At 57.8% G+C, this 18,013-nt stretch carries 14 protein-coding genes and 1 tRNA gene; 3 read left to right on the forward strand and 12 right to left on the reverse strand.

Translation table 11 applies throughout. From position 1 onward, the window contains the following. Positions 1 to 141: 141 nt before the first annotated feature. The 4 genes from GOW16_RS08810 to recA form a co-directional block, all read right to left on the reverse strand. Positions 142 to 765, reverse strand: coding sequence for a transglutaminase-like cysteine peptidase (locus GOW16_RS08810; protein WP_170413403.1), 624 nt, complete (start codon positions 763 to 765; stop codon positions 142 to 144). 366 nt (positions 766 to 1,131) lie between these two features. Further along, positions 1,132 to 1,419: a DUF1330 domain-containing protein gene (locus GOW16_RS08815; protein ID WP_170413406.1), complete on the reverse strand. Its 288-nt coding sequence runs from the start codon at positions 1,417 to 1,419 to the stop codon at positions 1,132 to 1,134. Between the two features lies 1 nt (position 1,420). Next, positions 1,421 to 4,090, reverse strand: a complete 2,670-nt coding sequence (gene alaS, locus GOW16_RS08820) for an alanine--tRNA ligase (protein ID WP_170413410.1) — start codon at positions 4,088 to 4,090, stop codon at positions 1,421 to 1,423. 164 nt (positions 4,091 to 4,254) lie between these two features. Beyond that, positions 4,255 to 5,322, reverse strand: a complete 1,068-nt coding sequence (gene recA / locus GOW16_RS08825) for a recombinase RecA (RefSeq protein WP_170413412.1) — start codon at positions 5,320 to 5,322, stop codon at positions 4,255 to 4,257. A 192-nt stretch (positions 5,323 to 5,514) separates the two neighbouring features. On the opposite strand from recA, the gene GOW16_RS08830 reads away from it, so the two are divergent. Then, positions 5,515 to 6,108 carry a sulfotransferase family 2 domain-containing protein gene (locus tag GOW16_RS08830; protein ID WP_170413415.1) on the forward strand — a complete coding sequence of 198 codons (594 nt, stop codon included), beginning with the start codon at positions 5,515 to 5,517 and terminating at the stop codon, positions 6,106 to 6,108. Here GOW16_RS08830 and GOW16_RS08835 read toward each other — a convergent pair whose 3' ends face one another. From GOW16_RS08835 to guaB, 3 genes are all read right to left on the reverse strand, one after another. Further along, entirely contained in the window at positions 6,109 to 8,403 is a 2,295-nt protein-coding gene (locus GOW16_RS08835) for an ATP-binding protein (RefSeq protein WP_170413420.1), read from the reverse strand. A 104-nt stretch (positions 8,404 to 8,507) separates the two neighbouring features. Then, positions 8,508 to 9,665, reverse strand: coding sequence for an RsmB/NOP family class I SAM-dependent RNA methyltransferase (locus GOW16_RS08840; protein ID WP_170413422.1), 1,158 nt, complete (start codon positions 9,663 to 9,665; stop codon positions 8,508 to 8,510). 82 nt (positions 9,666 to 9,747) lie between these two features. Next, positions 9,748 to 11,196 carry an IMP dehydrogenase gene (gene guaB, locus GOW16_RS08845; protein ID WP_170413425.1) on the reverse strand — a complete coding sequence of 483 codons (1,449 nt, stop codon included), beginning with the start codon at positions 11,194 to 11,196 and terminating at the stop codon, positions 9,748 to 9,750. 216 nt (positions 11,197 to 11,412) lie between these two features. Here guaB and GOW16_RS08850 point away from each other — a divergent pair, with 216 nt between their 5' ends. Then, positions 11,413 to 13,455 carry an ASKHA domain-containing protein gene (locus tag GOW16_RS08850; protein WP_170413430.1) on the forward strand — a complete coding sequence of 681 codons (2,043 nt, stop codon included), beginning with the start codon at positions 11,413 to 11,415 and terminating at the stop codon, positions 13,453 to 13,455. 24 nt (positions 13,456 to 13,479) lie between these two features. Further along, positions 13,480 to 14,337, forward strand: a complete 858-nt coding sequence (locus GOW16_RS08855; protein ID WP_170413433.1) for a class I SAM-dependent methyltransferase — start codon at positions 13,480 to 13,482, stop codon at positions 14,335 to 14,337. Positions 14,338 to 14,401: 64 nt separating this feature from the next. Here the strand turns inward: GOW16_RS08855 and GOW16_RS08860 are convergent. From GOW16_RS08860 to GOW16_RS08880, 5 genes are all read right to left on the reverse strand, one after another. Continuing rightward, positions 14,402 to 14,475: transfer RNA gene (locus GOW16_RS08860), tRNA-Gly, on the reverse strand. Positions 14,476 to 14,544: 69 nt separating this feature from the next. Further along, on the reverse strand, positions 14,545 to 15,372 hold the full coding sequence (locus tag GOW16_RS08865) for a polyphosphate kinase 2 family protein (RefSeq protein ID WP_217354568.1): 828 nt from the start codon (positions 15,370 to 15,372) through the stop codon (positions 14,545 to 14,547). Positions 15,373 to 15,500: 128 nt separating this feature from the next. Beyond that, positions 15,501 to 16,562 (reverse strand): methyltetrahydrofolate cobalamin methyltransferase, encoded by a 1,062-nt coding sequence (locus GOW16_RS08870; protein WP_170413440.1) that lies wholly within the window; start codon positions 16,560 to 16,562, stop codon positions 15,501 to 15,503. Positions 16,563 to 16,571: 9 nt separating this feature from the next. Beyond that, on the reverse strand, positions 16,572 to 17,498 hold the full coding sequence (locus GOW16_RS08875) for a methylenetetrahydrofolate reductase (RefSeq protein WP_170413443.1): 927 nt from the start codon (positions 17,496 to 17,498) through the stop codon (positions 16,572 to 16,574). A gap of 26 nt (positions 17,499 to 17,524) precedes the next feature. Further along, complete coding sequence (locus GOW16_RS08880) at positions 17,525 to 17,821, reverse strand: virulence factor (protein ID WP_170413446.1); 297 nt, start codon at positions 17,819 to 17,821, stop codon at positions 17,525 to 17,527. Between the last annotated feature and the right edge of the window lie 192 nt (positions 17,822 to 18,013).

The raw sequence follows: 18,013 nt of genomic DNA on the forward strand, positions 1-18,013 counted from the left end.
GCCGGAACCGAAGCCAGCGCAAGGCAAAGAACTGAAAAACAACCAACTCGAAAACACCTCGGCATACGTTCTGAAAAACAAAGGGGCGACAACATCGTCGCCCCTTTTGCTATGCGCAAGCTGATGTTTCAGCTCAAATTGTTAGCTTCGTCCGTAAACGCCAACCCAATTTCTGGGCTGCGACGGGTCCTGCATCCGAAGGAACAAATACCGCGTGGCCGACCAGGGCTTGATCTGATTGGTCAGGTTGTCCAGCACGAGGTCTCCCTGAGCCGAGCGGTAAACCAGTACGGCATGCGCATTGCGCCGCGTATCCAATACCGTCGCGATCAACAATTTGTTTGGATCAACACCCGCCCTGATCAAATCTCTTTTCTTCAGCAGAGCAAAGTCTTCGCAATCCCCGCCCCGAGACGTCGGCAAGGCCCAGCGTTCGGTCGTGCTGTATTGCGATTGATCGGTGACCGCGCGCGTCGTTGCATTGACCTGTCGGTTGATCCGCTGAATGATCCGCATTTCCTGTTGAGAGGACATGCTCGCTGACGCCTTGCTGGCACACGCCCATGCGTATTGCCGGCACAATTGCTGTGCACCCGAAGGCGGAGGGGACGCAGCGAGAGTACGGATGAAGTTGCCCTCACTCGCATCTACCTGAGGCGCGACAAGCGATGCCCCGCAAACCAAAGCAGCAATCCCCACTGCCCGACCTGAACATGTTAGCAACCGCCCGAGAGCGGCCTTGAGTCCGATATCTTCCGATTTCATGCCTGTACCTCGATCCCTGTTCGCTCGACGATTGACGACAAACGGGACCGTATTCGATTAGAACCAACTAACGGTAAACGGTAGCGCTTGTACAATCTGGGGCGAACGTGAAGGGGAAAAATGGCGGGAATTCGTCACTCAATATGACCATTTCGCGCTAGAATTAAGGGAACAGCGCCACAATCAGGGCGGGAATTTACCCGACAACTCGCGCTAAAATAATTTAAGGCGCTGGAATCACAAGGATTCCGTGCGCGTCCAAAATTGCCACAATACAGTTCACTTCACTTGTGAACTGTTCGGCTGAATTCCGCGCATGAATGGGTTAGATCGGCAAGAAAACCGCCGATCAAGCATGATTCACTTTTACTCGGTGATTTCCACAACCACCAATTCACGCTCACTTGCACCCCGAGCGTGGTCCAGAGCCTGCTGATACTCGGGCGATTCATAGCACTCGACGGCGGCTTCTACGGATGGGAATTTGGCGACCACGTTACGCGGACGCTCTTTCCCTTCCAGTTGGACATAGCGCGCCGCGCGGGCAATGAATGCCCCGCCATGCTTGGCAATCGCGGGACCGGCGAGTTCCGCGTATTTCGCGTAAGCATCTGCGTCGGTCACGGTGACGTGGGCAATCCAGAGTGCGGCCATGTTATCCTCCCAAAACCTGTTCCGCGGCTTTGATCGCCGCCTCTGCGTTCGATGCATCCTTGCCGCCGCCCTGCGCCATGTCGGGGCGACCACCGCCGCCCTTGCCGCCCAGTTCCGCGACAGCAGCGCGGACAAGGTCAACCGCCGAGACCTTATCCGTCAGGTCAGCCGTCACACCAGCAGCCACAGCGGCTTTACCGCCCGCATCCGCGATCAGTAGTACGGCCCCGGACCCCAGTCGGCTTTTGTGCTCATCAATCAGCGCCGGTAAATCCTTGCCAGATACACCGTTCAGCGCCTGCGCAAGGAAAGAGACCCCGTTCACGTCACGTGCCTCGCTTCCGCCCTGCCCGGCTCCACCGGCCATGGCCAGATCGCGGCGCAACTGCGCAACCTCATTTTGCAGAGATTTGCGTTCGTCCATCAGGGATCTGACGCGGTTGACCACGTCATCAGGCTGCGCTTTCAGGTCCAACGCTATTTGGCTCAGCCGCTGATCCTGTTCGGTCAGATGCCGCAGGGCTTCGTCACCGGTCAGGGCTTCGATGCGGCGCACACCGGCGCTGCTGGCACTGTCTCCGAGCACAACAAAGGTGCCGATATCACCTGTTTGGCGCACATGAGTCCCACCGCACAGTTCAATCGACCAGGTTTCGCCATCCTGCCCCTTGCCCGTGGGCGCCTTGCCCATCGACACAACGCGCACTTCGTCGCCGTATTTCTCGCCAAACAGCGCCTGAGCGCCCAATTCACGTGCGTCATCCGGGGTCATGATCCGGGTTTCGACGGTCGAGTTCTGACGGATGAAATCATTCACATCACGCTCAACCTTCTGGATCTCCTCCCGGCTCAGAGCCTTGGAATGGCTGAAGTCAAAACGCAAACGATCCGACGCGTTCAATGATCCACGCTGCGCAACATGATCGCCCAGAGTTTCGCGCAACGCCTCATGCAGCAGGTGTGTGGCCGAGTGATTGGCGCGAATTCCTGTACGGCGTGCGTGATCAACCTCTAACTCGACCGCGTCACCCTTGGTCAACGTGCCCTGTTCTACAGTCACCTTGTGTGCGTACACTTTTCCGTCCGCGAACTTTTTGGTGTCCTCAACCCGCGCCGTGTCTCCGCGTTCTTCGAGACGGCGGATTTCTCCTGTGTCGCCGACCTGACCACCGGCCTCACCATAGAAGGGGGTCTGGTTCACCACGACCCAGCCAGAGCCGCCTTTTTCGATTTTTTCGACCAGCGCGCCGTCTACGACCAGAGCCGCAATCTGCCCCTCGGCCATTTCCGTATCATAGCCCAGGAAATCAGTCGCTCCGGCGGTATCCAGTACATCAAACCATACCGCCTGATCCGCCGCTTCACCCGAACCGGCCCATGCTGCGCGGGCCTTGGCCTTCTGTTCTGCCATAGCCGCATCAAAGCCGTCCGTATCCACAGTGCGGCCTTTTTCACGCAAGGCATCCTGCGTCAGATCCAATGGGAAACCGTAGGTGTCGTATAGCTTGAAGGCCGCATCACCCGGCAACGCCGCGCCTTCGGCGAGGCCGGCAACCTCGTCATCCAGCAATTTCAAGCCACGATCGAGGGTCTGCTTGAACCGCGTTTCTTCCAGCAGAAGCGTCTCTTCGATCAACGGCTGGGCCTGACCAAGCTCGGTATATTGCGCGCCCATCAGCTGCACCAGGCTTGGCACCAGTCGGTGCATGACCGGATCTTTCGCTCCCAGCAGATGCGCGTGACGCATAGCGCGCCGCATGATCCGACGCAGAACATAGCCGCGCCCGTCATTTGATGGCATCACGCCATCCGCGATCAAGAACGAAGTCGAGCGCAAGTGGTCCGCGATTACCCGGTGGTGCACGTTCTGTTCGCCATATGGATCAACGCCTGTCGCGTCCGCCGACGCCTCGATCAGCGTCTTGAACAAATCGGTGTCATAATTGTCATGGCTGCCCTGCAGCAACGCGCCAATCCGCTCCAATCCCATGCCGGTATCGATCGACTGCATGTCGAGCTCGACCATCGAGCCATCTTCGAACTGCTCATTCTGCATGAAAACGATGTTCCAGATCTCGATGAACCGGTCGCCGTCTTCTTCAGGTGATCCCGGAGGGCCACCCCAGATGTGATCGCCGTGATCATAGAAAATCTCGGTACACGGTCCGCACGGGCCAGTCGGACCCATCTGCCAGAAGTTATCACTGGTGGCGATGCGGATGATCCTGTCCTCGGGAACGCCAACTTTTTTCCAGATCTCAAACGCCTCGTCATCGGTGTGATAGACCGTTGTCAAAAGGCGATTTTTGTCGATACCAAATTCCTTGGTGATCAGTTCCCAGGCAAACGGGATTGCCTCGTGCTTGAAGTAGTCACCGAACGAGAAGTTGCCCAGCATTTCAAAGAACGTATGGTGGCGCGCGGTGTAACCTACATTGTCCAGATCGTTGTGCTTGCCGCCTGCGCGCACACATTTTTGCGATGTGGTCGCACGCTGGTAATCGCGGGTTTCAACTCCGGTGAAGAGGTTCTTAAATTGCACCATGCCCGAATTCACGAACATCAACGTCGGGTCATTGCGCGGGACCAGCGGGCTGGACGCAACCACTTCATGCCCCTGTTTGGCAAAGTAATTCAGAAAGGTTGAGCGGATATCGTTCAGCGTGGGCATAAGGCTCTCTCAGCGCGCAATCATCTTGTTATGAAACGGGTTTATATCCGCGCCTTCAGAGTGTCCACAGCGTTGGTCCCCTCGGACGAAACAAGGCGGCCCCGACGGACCGCCTTGATCAGATGTAATTCGCCGGGACACTGACGGCCCGGCGTCGGTGTCTCTTATGCTTCGAGGATGTCGTCTTCCTCGGCAGCACCGGGCGGCATGTCGAACTCCAAACCATGCGCGGCTCGAATTTTGTCTTCGATCTCCAGTGCAATGCGGCTGTTGTCGCGCAGGTATTGCTTGGCATTCTCACGCCCCTGCCCGATCCGTTCGTCGCCATAGCTGAACCACGAGCCCGACTTCTCTACCACACCGGCCTTCACGCCCAGATCCAGCAGCTCACCCATCTTGCTGATGCCTTCGCCATACATGATGTCGAATTCAACTTGTTTGAACGGCGGCGCCACCTTGTTCTTAACGACCTTGACACGAGTCTGGTTGCCGACCACCTCGTCGCGATCCTTAATCGCGCCGATGCGGCGGATGTCCAGACGGACTGAGCTGTAGAATTTCAGCGCATTGCCACCGGTCGTCGTTTCCGGGCTGCCGAACATCACACCGATCTTCATCCGGATCTGGTTGATAAAGATCACCATGCAGTTCGAGCGGCTGATCGATCCGGTCAGCTTGCGCATCGCCTGGCTCATCAGACGGGCTTGAACACCGACATTACTGTCGCCCATGTCGCCCTCAAGTTCGGATTTCGGCGTCAGTGCCGCCACCGAGTCAACCACGACCATATTCACGGCACCCGAGCGCACCAGCGTATCGGTAATTTCTAGCGCTTGCTCACCGGTATCGGGCTGCGAGATCAGAAGTTCGTCCAGATCGACGCCCAGCTTGCGTGCGTATTGCGGGTCCAGCGCATGTTCCGCGTCCACGAACGCGCATACACCGCCACGTTTCTGCTGTTCTGCAATACAATGCAGCGTCAGCGTGGTCTTGCCCGAGCTTTCCGGGCCGTAAATCTCGACAATCCGCCCCATCGGCAGACCGCCGATCCCCAGCGCGATATCCAGGCCCAAAGACCCGGTCGAGCTGGCATCGATATCCTGCTTGGCATCCTCGCCCAGCTTCATGATCGAGCCCTTGCCGAACTGCCGTTCGATCTGTGCCAGCGCGCTGTCGAGCGCCTTTTGCTTGTCTGCGTTTTTCTTGTCGCTCATTGTCAGAAGATCCGCCATTGTCCTGTCGCCTTCTCTTTTGTCACACCCTTGGTCGGGCGGCAATCGCTGCTTTGTTCGCCTCTTGTTCCTTATGGGACCAAAAAGAGAACATTTCAACTAAAACTTACAATACTTACTGTTCTGCAATTGTGTTAAAGAGTCGTTTACGCCAATCTGCGCCTGTCAAATAACTCCACGAAGGGCGATTAAATGCTTGTTTTCTATAAGGAACGCCTTGCGTTTCTGGCTGTTCCCAAAACAGGCAGCACGGCTTATCACACCGCCCTTAGCGCGCGCGCCGACTTTGTTGTCACAGGTCCGCCCGAGCTGAAACACGCGCCGGTCCGCCGTTACGACAGATTTTTTCAAAACATTTTTCGGAAAATGTACGACGCCGAGATGGAGATCATGGCGGTGGTTCGTGAACCGATCGATTGGCTGGGCAGTTGGTACAAGTACCGCAGCCGCGACGACCGTATCGGGCATACGCATTCCACCCGCGACCTGAGCTTTGATGACTTCGTTCGGGCGTATATGCAAAACCCACGCCCGGAATTTGCGGATGTTGGCAGTCAGAGCCAGTTTTTTCGCACGCGGAACAACGGGTTCGGAGCGACACATGTCTTCAAATACGAAAACCAGGACAAAATCCTGAACTTCTTGCAAGACCGTCTGAACATGGACATCACACTACAGCGCGAAAACGTTTCTCCTCTGCGCGACCTTTTCTTAACGCCAGAGACGGAAAAGAAGTTCCGAAAACACCACGCTGCCGAGTTTTCCTGCCATGATGCGGCACTTTAATCAGTTCAATTGCTGGAATACGGCCTCGGTCAATTGCGTCAGAGAAAACGGCTTGGGCAAAAAGGTAGAATGTTCAATCTCGGGGCCTGAATCCCCAAAGGCCCCTTCGGTATAACCCGACATAAAGATCACCCGGACATCCGGGCGCGTTTCCATCGCTTTGCGTACCCAGGTTGGCCCATCCATGCCGGGCATGACCACGTCTGTCACAATGGCATCCACATGCACGGATCCATCCTCCAGCAAGTGCAGTGCTTCTTCAGCTGATCCAGCCTCGAGCACGGTATAGCCCTTCAGCCGCAATGCGCGCGTAGCAAAGGCCCGGACCGGGGCTTCGTCCTCGACAAGCAACACCACGCCTTCCCCCTGCCGAGATGTAGAGCTTTCAGGATGGCTGGCAGGATCCTGTGCGATTTTCTGGGGTGCGGTTGAAACCGGTAAAAACACGGTAAACTCAGTTCCCGTGCCTTGTACGCTGTCGACAAAGATAAACCCGCCGGTCTGCTTAACGATGCCATAGACCGTCGACAGCCCAAGGCCTGTCCCTTCGCCAGTGCGCTTGGTCGTATAAAACGGCTCGAACACTTTTTGCAGTTTGTCCGCAGGGATACCCATGCCGCTGTCTATCACTTTTACGGTGACGTATTCGCCGGGTTGAACCGTTGCTCGATCCCGCCTGAACGGTTCGGTCAGTGACACAACCTCGGTCTCGATGCGTACTTCACCGCCTTCGGGCATCGCATCGCGCGCATTCACGACCAGATTCATAAAGACCTGTTCCAGCTGTCTCTTGTCGGCTCGCACGGGTTTGAGCACAGGATCATGGCTTAACGTCAGGCGGATCTTTTCTCCCACCAGACGGTTCAAAAGATGGATCAGATCGGAAATCGTATCCCTTAGGTCCAGAACCTCGGGCTGCAAGGTCTGCTTGCGCGAGAAGGCAAGAAGTTGGCTAACCAAGGCCGCAGCCCGGTTGGCGTTCTGGTTGATCTGAACAAGGTCGCCATAGTTCGGATCATTCTGATCGTGCCTCAACAGTAACAGATCGCAATGACCTGAGATCGCCGTCAGTAGATTGTTGAAATCATGTGCCACGCCCCCCGCCAACTGGCCGACAGCCTGCATCTTTTGACCCTGTACGAACTGAGCTTCCAGCGTCTTCAACTCAGTCGCATCGTTCAGGACGGCAATCAGACAAGTTTGCCCCATGCTTGTCACACGGTTCAGCGTGACCTGCACGAAAACCTCTTTGTCTTTGCGCGTCAGACGCAAAAATTCCGACCGGGGACCGATATTTTCTTCGGTCGCGGTGCGTGTCAGCCAATCAAGAATGGGATAGCCAAGCCCGTGCATGATTTCGGCGACGTTCGACTTGCCCGGATGGATCTCTCCGATCAGACTGACCGCCATCCGGTTCGCATCCAGAATTTCGCCAGCGGGTGACAGACACATCACCGGCACGGGCAGATCGGCGAACGGAGCAACGCCCCCGGATGGATCAACGGAATTCACGGGCATCAGAAGCAGATCGCGCACAGTGCCCGAACGGGACAGTTCAGACACCGTCACAGGCACCTGCCCATCCGAGGTTTCGACCAACGCGATTTCACCCGGCTGCGGAACGTCATTAGCGAACACCTTGCTCACGACGTCGGGTTTATGCCCGAGCATGGCCTCCGCCACGCCGTTTACACGTAAAACAGCCCCGTTGCGCCCCTCTGTCAGAACCGGAACAGGGGCATCGTCCCATTGCCCACCGTCTTCCACGTGGAACCGCCAGCAGAACACATCGTGCCCGACGCTGAACACCGAGATCGGGACAGTCGAGCCAACGGTCACGATGTCTTCTCGTGCGCGCTCATGGATTTCCGCGATAGATTGCAAGCGCAGCAGGATTGCAGCGGGATTTGCAAACATGGACTTCAGACAGTGCTGCAATTGTGCGCCCGGAAACGCATGTATCTGCGACCTTGCCCGTGTGTTCGCGCTCAGAATGTCCCCATTTGCGTTGGCGATCACGGTCGGACACAAGTCCTGCTCGGCGAAGGTGGCCATCACTTTGGCAGAACTGCGAGTTAACCGATCGGCCGCGACCCCTTGCAGAACAACCAAAAGCCCGGCGGATAACAGCGAAACACCGGCGACAATAAGTCCCGTATCCCATGCGGTCGGAAAAATATCTGTCAGCGGCGTTAAGCTGAGCAATACACCAAGAATAGCCAACGGAACGAGCCGCGTGATGGCTGGCGTTTTTCGATAAGTCGGCTCAGAAAAGATTTCTGCAGTGTCAGACATCAACAACTCAAGTCAAAAGGCTTTGCCACACTCAGCCCTAATTTAGTTAACGCTCCCTTAAAGAAATTGGGAACTTCTACCTGAGGTTGTTATTCAATGACGCGCTACCGCGTCAAGTGCGCTGCAAAGAACCCGTCTGCACCGTGTGTCACAAGCCACGACTTGCGCAACGTTTCGGTCCATTCGGGGTGCGCCTTTAGATATGCGTCGACGATATCGCCATTTTCATCATCCAACATCGAACAGGTCGCGTAGGCCAAAATCCCACCCGGTCGAACCAAAGGTGTGGCGGAATTCAGGATGTCGGACTGAAGCGCGTTCAGCGCCTGCAACCCCTCCTCGGTCAGCGCCCACTTCCCTGCCGGAGCGCGTCGCCACGACCCGCTGCCAGAGCATGGCGCATCCGTAAGGACAATATCGAAGGAGGCGTGTTGGCCCACCTCCTCCGGCTGTAGGCAGGTGATGTGTACCCCGGCCCGTTTTGCCCGCGCCGGCAGATCACGCATACGCCCTGTGTTCACATCATGCGCAAAGACCTCAACACCCGAATGGGCCGCTAATGCCAGAGCTTTGCCTCCACCGCCTGCGCAATAGTCTAGAACACGCAATCCCGGCCGCAGTTCCAACGCTGCAACGACCGCCTGACTGGCTGCATCCTGCAGCTCGACCAGACCTTCGGCGTAGGCCCGACTTTGGGCGATTTTTCGTGCGCCTTCAGCGACCTCCATGGCGGTATTGCAGGCTGCATGTGCCTGGGCGTTGATCCCCTCAGCGCTCAAAGCGGCAATCGCACCCGCCCGATCGGTCTTGGCAAGGTTGGCCCGCAAATGAACAGGTGCACGGCTTTGCAAAACTTGTGCCGCTGCCACCGCCTGATCACCAAGCGAGGATTGAAAACGCGGCCAGAGCCATTCGGGGATGTCGAACCGCTCGGCATCTGAGCTGAACGCGCGCAGGGCATCGGCGAGGGTTATCGGATCCGGCGCAAAACGTTCGCCGGTGAACAAAGCCTCAGGCTCGCCACCGGTTGCCCGGATCGAACCGATCATCAAACCGCGTCCGGTAGCAGACCCGCCCAAAGCCGAGAAAGACCGTTTGCAACGCAGCGCTTCGAACACGTGATCACGCACGGCTGCGCGGTCTTTCGAACCGGCAAACCGGCTGCGCCGCGCCCACCCTGTCAAAGCCTTTTCGACCGGTGCGCCAGCAAGGATGTCATCAAGGATTTCAATCGAAGCCTGAACACGCGCTGCTGGGATCATGGAGTTTTCCGATTTCGTTGCTAAGCCCAAAAAATGCAAAACGGCGCCCGTGTCGGGGCGCCGCGCTGCAAACTCGGTTGCGTCACATTACCCGATAGTTCGGGCTTTCGCGCGTGATCTGCACATCATGCACGTGGCTTTCTTTCAGGCCAGCACCAGTGATTTTGACGAAGTTGCAGTTCTTGCGCATTTCTTCGACCGTCGCGCAGCCGGTATAACCCATTGCCGCGCGGAGCCCGCCAACCAGTTGATGAACCACGGCGCTTGCCGATCCTTTGTAGGGCACTTGCCCTTCAATACCTTCGGGCACCAGCTTGTCGTTCGCAGCATCCTTCTGGAAATAGCGATCAGCCGAGCCACGCGCCATAGCGCCCAGGCTGCCCATACCGCGATATGATTTGAACGAACGCCCCTGATACAGGATCACCTCGCCCGGGCTTTCATCGGTGCCTGCGATCATCGAGCCAACCATTGCACAGGACGCACCCGCCGCGATGGCCTTGGCGAAATCGCCCGAGAACTTGATACCGCCATCTGCGATCACCGGAACGTCCCCGGCCGCGGTCGCACAATCCATGATGGCTGTCAGCTGCGGCACGCCGACACCGGCAACCATCCGAGTTGTACAGATCGAGCCCGGCCCGATTCCCACCTTGATCGCATCCGCGCCCGCATCGATCAGCGCCTTGGTCGCGTCACCAGTTGCCACGTTACCCGCGATGATTTGAACCTCGTTCGACAGGGATTTCACCCGCTTCACCGCGTCCAGAACGCCTTGCGAATGCCCGTGGGCCGTATCCACCACGATGATATCAACGCCCGAATCCACCAACTGTTCGGACCGTTCGAATCCGGCATCGCCAACGGATGTCGCCGCAGCAACGCGCAAACGGCCCAGACGGTCCTTGCAAGCGGTCGGGTTCAGCACCGCTTGTTCCGTGTCTTTCAGAGTCAACAAGCCGGTCAGCTTGCCCGCGCCATCGACCACCAGCAGCTTTTCGATGCGGCGGGCGCGCATAAGGCTCTTGGCTTCTTCCAGATCGGCAGGTTCCTGCAGCATCGCCAGATTGTCAGCGGTCATCATCGCCTTGATCGGGGTATCGTCCGAAGTCGCAAAGCGCATGTCGCGGTTGGTTACGATGCCAACCACGCGGCCCTCATCGTCGACAACCGGGAAACCGGTGAAGTTATAGCGCCGAACAAGTGCTTGCGCATCCGCCAGCGTCTGATCCGCGCGCAAGGTCACCGGGTTGTATACGATCCCGGATTCAAACCGCTTGACCCGCCGCACTTCGCGCGCCTGTTCGTCCACGGTCAGGTTCTTGTGAATGACCCCGATTCCACCCGCCTGCGCCATTGCAATGGCCATGCGCGCCTCGGTCACCGTGTCCATGGCCGAGCTCAGCAGCGGGATGTTCATGGTGATTTCGCGCGTCACGCGCGTTGTCGTATCCGCCGTCGCAGGCAGCACTGTGGATGCGCCCGGAACCAAGAGTACGTCGTCAAAGGTAAGTGCCTCACGAATCTGCATCTGCTAACCCCATGCAAAAGCCCGTTTGGCGGTGACCCTATTGCATGGATTTGAGGTAAGGAAAAGCCCCTGACCCAAACTAGTTCCCCCCTACGGCCCGATACCGCTGCAAAAAACGACGCAAGACGTGCAAAACGTGCCGCTGAATGGCTTTCCCTTTGCGCACAAACCCATATCTTGCCCGGCATACGCGCGAATACAAAAGGCAGGCCAAACATGACCACCGACCCCCTTGTCGTCTTTACCCCGTCGGGCAAACGCGGGCACTTCCCCGTGGGTACTCCGGTTCTGACCGCTGCGCGGCAGCTGGGGGTAGATCTGGATTCTGTCTGCGGCGGCCGCGGGATTTGTTCAAAATGTCAGATCACGCCCAGCTATGGCGAGTTCCCCAAGCACGGTGTGACCGTATCCGAAGAAGCGCTTAGCGAATGGAACGCGGTCGAGCAGCGCTATGACGACAAACGTGGTTTAAAGCCGGGCCGTCGCCTGGGATGTCAGGCGACAGTCCAGGGCGATGTTGTGATCGACGTCCCACCCGAAAGCCAGGTCCACCGTCAGGTTGTCCGCAAAGCCGCCGCAGCGCGCGCCATCACGATGGACCCGGCGACTCGGCTGTATTTTGTTGTGGTCGAAGAACCCGATATGCACTCACCCACCGGTGACCTTGAGCGGCTGGAGCGTGCCCTGCGCGAGCAGTGGAACATAGACACGGTCACTGCGGATTTGTCGCTGATGTCCAAGCTGCAAACGGTTCTGCGCAAAGGCAAATGGGAGGTCACCGTGGCCGTTCACAAAGGTCACAAGGATGAGGTGGCGCGTGTGGTCGAAATCTGGCCGGGCCTGCACGAAAGCGGCCTTTACGGTCTGGCCATCGATCTCGGCTCAACCACCATTGCGGCCCACCTGACCGATCTGGAAACGGGTGAAGTCAAGGCGTCCTCGGGCCTGATGAACCCGCAGATCCGCTTTGGCGAAGACCTCATGAGCCGCGTGTCCTATTCCATGATGAACCCCGGCGGCGATCGGGAAATGACCAAAGCCGTGCGTGAGGCGATCAATGACCTGACAACGTCGATTGCTGACGAGGCCGGAATCGACGCCGCGTTGATCGTGGAAACGGTCTTTGTGTGTAACCCGGTCATGCACCACCTGCTGCTGGGTCTCGACCCGGTCGAACTGGGTCAGGCGCCCTTTGCCCTGGCAACATCGGAAAGCATGTCCCTGCCCGCGCGTGAGATGGATTTGACCAAGATGAACCCCCGCGCACAGGTTTACATCTTGCCGTGCATTGCAGGTCACGTCGGCGCTGACTGCGCCGCGGTCGCCTTGTCCGAGGAACCGGGCAAATCCGAAGACCTCGTGCTGATCGTCGACGTGGGCACAAACGCAGAAATCCTGCTGGGCAACACCAGCCGCGTTCTGGCCTGTTCTTCGCCCACAGGTCCAGCGTTCGAAGGCGCCCAGATCAGCTCCGGCCAACGCGCAGCACCCGGAGCGATTGAGCGCATCGAAATCGACCCCGTCACCAAGGAACCCCGATTCCGCGTCATCGGGTCCGAAAAATGGTCCGACGAGGAAGGTTTTGATCAGGACATCGCCACGACCGGGATCACCGGAATCTGCGGCTCGGGCATCATCGAGGCCGTGGCCGAAATGCGTATCGCCGGGCTGCTGGACGAAGGTGGCCTGATCGGTTCGGCCGCACAAACCGGCACGCCCCGTTGTGTGCCCGAGGGCCGCACCCACGCCTATATGATCCACGACGCCAGCGCCGAAGGTGGTCCGCGTATCACCGTCACCCAAGGCGACATCCGCGCAATCCAGTTGGCCAAATCGGCGCTTTACGCCGGTGCACGTCTGTTGATGGACGAAATGGAGGTCGACAAAGTGGATCGGGTGGTTCTTGCAGGAGCGTTTGGTGCGCATATCTCGACCAAACACGCGATGGTTCTGGGCATGATTCCGGACGCGCCGCTGGACAAGGTCTCAAGCGCGGGCAACGCCGCCGGTACTGGGGCACGGATAGCGCTGTGTAACATCGCGGCTCGGGCCGAGATCGAACGCGTTGTCCGCGAGATCACTAAGGTCGAGACAGCCATCGAGCCGAAATTTCAGGATCATTTCGTCGCCGCAAACGCCATTCCGCACAAGACCGACCCGTTCCCGGAACTGGCCCAGGTGGTCACATTGCCCACGCCGTCCTTCAATGCCGGTGGTGGAGAAGAAAGCTCTGGCCGCAGGCGGCGCAGGCGGTCATAGTCACCCCCGACACAAGGGGGCGGCATGCAGATCGCAAACGAGGAACAGGCTGAATACTGGGGAAAATCTCCGTCCGGGGCCAAATGGCTGACCTACGAGGATCAACTGGATCAGCTGATGGCGCCGGTCCTTGATCTGGTGTTGGAGCGTGCCGATCTGAAGCCCGGCCTGCGTGTTCTGGACATCGGCTGCGGTACGGGCGCAAGCGCGATCGCAGCCGCACGCGCCGTGGGACCGGACGGCCATGTTCTGGCGGCAGATGTCTCGGAGCCATTTCTCGATCGTGCATCGGCACGGGCATCCGAAGCCGGAGCGCAAAACATCGCCTTCCAATTCGCTGATGCCCAGACGCACGCTTTTGACGAAGCAGACCGGGACGCCATGATCTCGCGTTTCGGGGTCATGTTTTTTGAAGACACGGTCGCGGCCTTTGCCAATATGGCCCGCGCACTTAAACCGGGCGGCACGATGACCTTTGCCGCCTGGGGTCCGTTGCCCGGGAACCCATGGTTCAAAATACCGCATATCGCAGCTACAGATCGGTTGGGCACACCTCCTAAGGTCGACCGAAATGCACCAGGCCCTATGGCGTTTCATGATCGTGAACGGGTCACCGGGTTGCTCGAGCAGGCTGGTCTGAGTGATGTTCGCGTCGAAGCTGTTGACCTGATGCTGCATTTTGAGGGCCCTTTGCTGGATTGCGCTGCTCTATGCACCCGCGTTGGCCCCGCCGCCCGCGTCATCACCCATTTCGATGGCAAACCCGAGGACGTGGCCGCGATCCAACACGCGGTCGCTGACGCGTTTCTCCCTTTTGCTACCGAGGGTTCGGTACACATCCCGGCGGAAATCAATCTGTTTCAGGCATGCCGCCCGGATTGAGCCAACTTGAACGCCGCACACTATCGCGCTGGTTTCCAAGCATTTTCCGGGAAGAATTTGATTTTGGAGCGGGTAGCGGGAATCGAACCCGCGCGTTCAGCTTGGGAAGCTGACAGGCTACCATTACATCATACCCGCCGCGCCAGTCACGGATATCACCCGATACTTACCGCTTTCAAGCGCCCATCATCGGAAAAAGCCACTGCCTTATTCCGTCCTGGCGCGCAGACTGTCGATCAAATCCTGATCGACCTCCAGCACCTGCTGTGCGGCCTCAAGGGTTCGTTGGTCGAGGTGCTGAGGATTCAGGTCAATATCCATTGAAAATGCTTCAACAATGATCCGCATCGCATTGATGCGCGCATATTTCTTGTTGTTCGAAGGAATAACATGCCAGGGCGCTACCTCGGTCGAGGTGCGGGCCAGCATTTCATCCACGGCCACCTCGGCCTCGTCCCATTTTTCGCGGTTTCGAAAATCCTCGTAAGTCAGCTTCCATCGTTTCAGTGGATTATTCAGGCGTTCGGTGAAACGCGCCATCTGCTCGTCCGGTGATATGTGAAAGAACAGCTTTACGAGCCGGGTTCCGTCATCCACCAACATCCGCTCAAAATCGTTGATTTCCTGGTAGGCTGCGCGCCAGCGTTTTTCCGGTGTCAGGTTTTCCAGGCGTTCAACCAGAACTCGCCCATACCAACTGCGGTCAAAGGCCGAGATCGCACCCGCGGGGGGCAAGCGTTCCCAAAACCGCAGCAGGTAATGGCGGTTCAGGTAATAGTTGCGCGGGGCACCAATCGGCCAAACTTTGAAACTGCGCGGGTCCAGTGCCTGGCTGATCCTGCGGATCGTCCCGCCTTTCCCGGCCGCATCCCAGCCTTCGAAAACGATAACGCCCTTGGTTCCGTGGAACAGGAAGGCTTGCTGTATCAGTGACAACTGGGCCTGTAACTCAATCAGTTCTTTGAAGTATTCCTTTTTGCCCAGACGCTTGGAAAGATCTGCATCTGCGAGTTTGGACGGATAGTGTCTGACCATTTTTGCACCTGAGCATTGTTGCGACATCGCTATCACTATCATGCCCCGGTCAGATCTCGGCATTGATCGGCATCAAGGAAAAAGGCCGGGCGATTTGCCCGGCCTTTACATTTTAATCAGATCAGAGATCAGGCCCGGCGGCGACGGCCACCACCGCGACGGCCACCTGCAGCACCGGCTGCTCCGGCTTCTTCCGGGGCTTTGTTGAATTTGATCCACTCACCACCGTGCGGATCGTTGTTGGTCAGCAAGTTAGCGGCGCGAATGGCCTCCATCTCTTTACCTGCGCGTGGCTTGGTCGAACCGAGACCGAACAGTTGGCAGAAGGTCTCATCATCCATGTCTGCTGGCAGGATGATGCCCTTTGCCTCGATCTCTGCTTTTTTCTCGGCCAGCTTCTTAGGCCCGACAGGCAGCGCAACGGGATTCATAATGGCCGAAGTCATGCCTGCACCCATCGCCATCGGAAGGAACGCGTTGTTGATGCCGTGGCGGTTTGGCAAGCCGAACGAAACGTTCGACGCACCGCATGTCGTGTTCACGCCCAGCTCTTCACGCAGACGACGGACCAGAGCGAATACCTGCTGACCGGCGGTTGCCATCGCACCGATGGGCATAACCAGCGGGTCAACAACGATGTCATGCGCCGGGATGCCAAAATCAGCTGCGCGCTCAACGATTTTTTTGGCCACTTCGAACCGCACATCGGGGTCTTCCGAGATACCGGTGTCGTCGTTCGAGATCGCAACCACAGGAACGTTGTATTTCTTTACCAGCGGCAGAACCAGCTCCAGACGCTCTTCTTCCCCGGTAACCGAGTTCAACAGCGGCCGGCCCTCGGCGGCCTCAAGGCCGGCCTCAAGCGCACCGGGAACGGACGAGTCGATGCACAGCGGCACGTCAACCAATCCCTGCACCAGCTCAACGATCTTGCGCATCAGCGGCGGTTCAGTCTCATTCGGGTTTGGGTTCGAGTTGTAGACAACGCCCGCATTGATATCCAGAACGGTTGCGCCTGCCAGAACCTGCGCCAGCGCGTCTTTCTCGACGGTCGAGAAATCGCCTGCTTCCAGCTCAGCCGCCAGTTTCTTGCGGCCCGTGGGGTTGATCCGCTCACCGATCACGCAGAACGGTTCGTCAAAGCCCAGAATGGCTGTTTTTGTTTTTGATTCGACGACTGTACGGGTCATGTCCGTTCCTTAGGAGTTTACAGGCTTTGCCGAAGCGCCGCCGTTGTTGATTGCCCAGTTGGCGTTGGTCTTTATGCCGCCAAGCGGGAAGAAGTGTACGTTGGTGATGTTGAAGTCCGGGTTGGCCGCTTTGTGGTTGGCCAGTTCGGTGATCACATCTGTCGGCTCGTAAGGCAGCAACAGCTTGGAGACATCCATCGCGCGCTTTTGCAGAACCTTCAAGGACGGGCCAACGCCGCAAGCGATGGCAAACTTGATCAGCGTCTGCAGTTTGGCCGGACCAGCGATCCCGATATGGATCGGCAGATCGATACCCGCTTCTTTCAGGCTGTCGGCCCACGCGATGATCGGCTTGGCGTCGAATGCGAACTGAGTAGCCAGCGCCATTTCCGCATCGGTTGTTTCGTTGAACCTTTGTTTCCAACGCAGCGCGTCATCAACGTTCTTATTCGAACCGTCAGGATCGATATCCTTGTTGCCCTCGGGGTGGCCAGCCACGTGCAAGCGCTTGAAGCCCGCTTTGTCGAACAGACCACTTTCCAGCAGTTGCATCGAGCTGTCGAAATCGCCATGCGGCTTGTCCACACCACCGGCGAGCAGCAGAGCCTGCTCAACACCGGCTTCGCCCTGATACATGGAAATCCAGTTCTCGAGCGTCGCAGCGTCCTTGATGATCCGCGCCGGGAAGTGCGGCATCACCGGATAACCTTCGTCAGCGATCCGCTTGGCGGTCTTGACCATATCCTCGATCGGCGTGCCTTCGATATGGGCGATGTAAACACGGGTGCCTTCGGGCAGCAGCGCGCGGAAGTCTTCGACCTTTTCGGCGGTGCGCGGCATCACCTCGATCGAATAGCCTTGCAAAAAGGCTTCGACGGTCGGATTCACCGGTCCGTTTTCGACCGCATCACGTTTCTTGAAGTTCAGCAAAGCCATTGCGGCCTCCCATAGATGTCTCGGGCTCATGCCCAACCGTCATTGGCGATCAGGGCTTTGATGCGGTCCTGATCGTATTCTGTTTCCAAACGCACGGCCTCGGTCTCGGCAATTTCAGACGGATCGCCATCCACTGCAAAAGGTTCGGCCTTGCGCCATTCGGCCAGGTAGGCATCGCTGTCCTTGGCGTTCACCTTCATGGCCGCGCGGTCGATGGCTTGTTCGAACCGTTCCTCCAATTGCCGCTTTGCGCCACGACGGCCCTTGCCGACGATGACTTGGGCGGGAATGTCGCGCCAGTATACAATGGTGACGTCAGGCATTGCCGTTGATTCCTCCTAACCAGATGGACCGGTTCTAAACGTCTATGTGGGGGCAAGTCGGTCGATTTTCGACACACGGCGCTTTTCCAGCGACGTTTTTGCCCACGATGGGATATCGGGGTTGTAACGAACTTGGAACCAAACGCGCATATCAAAATTCTCATCACTTTAATGAGCGTCTTGCACGACGCA

It is taken from the genome of Ruegeria atlantica (assembly GCF_013033965.1).
GTDB lineage: Bacteria > Pseudomonadota > Alphaproteobacteria > Rhodobacterales > Rhodobacteraceae > Ruegeria > Ruegeria atlantica_D.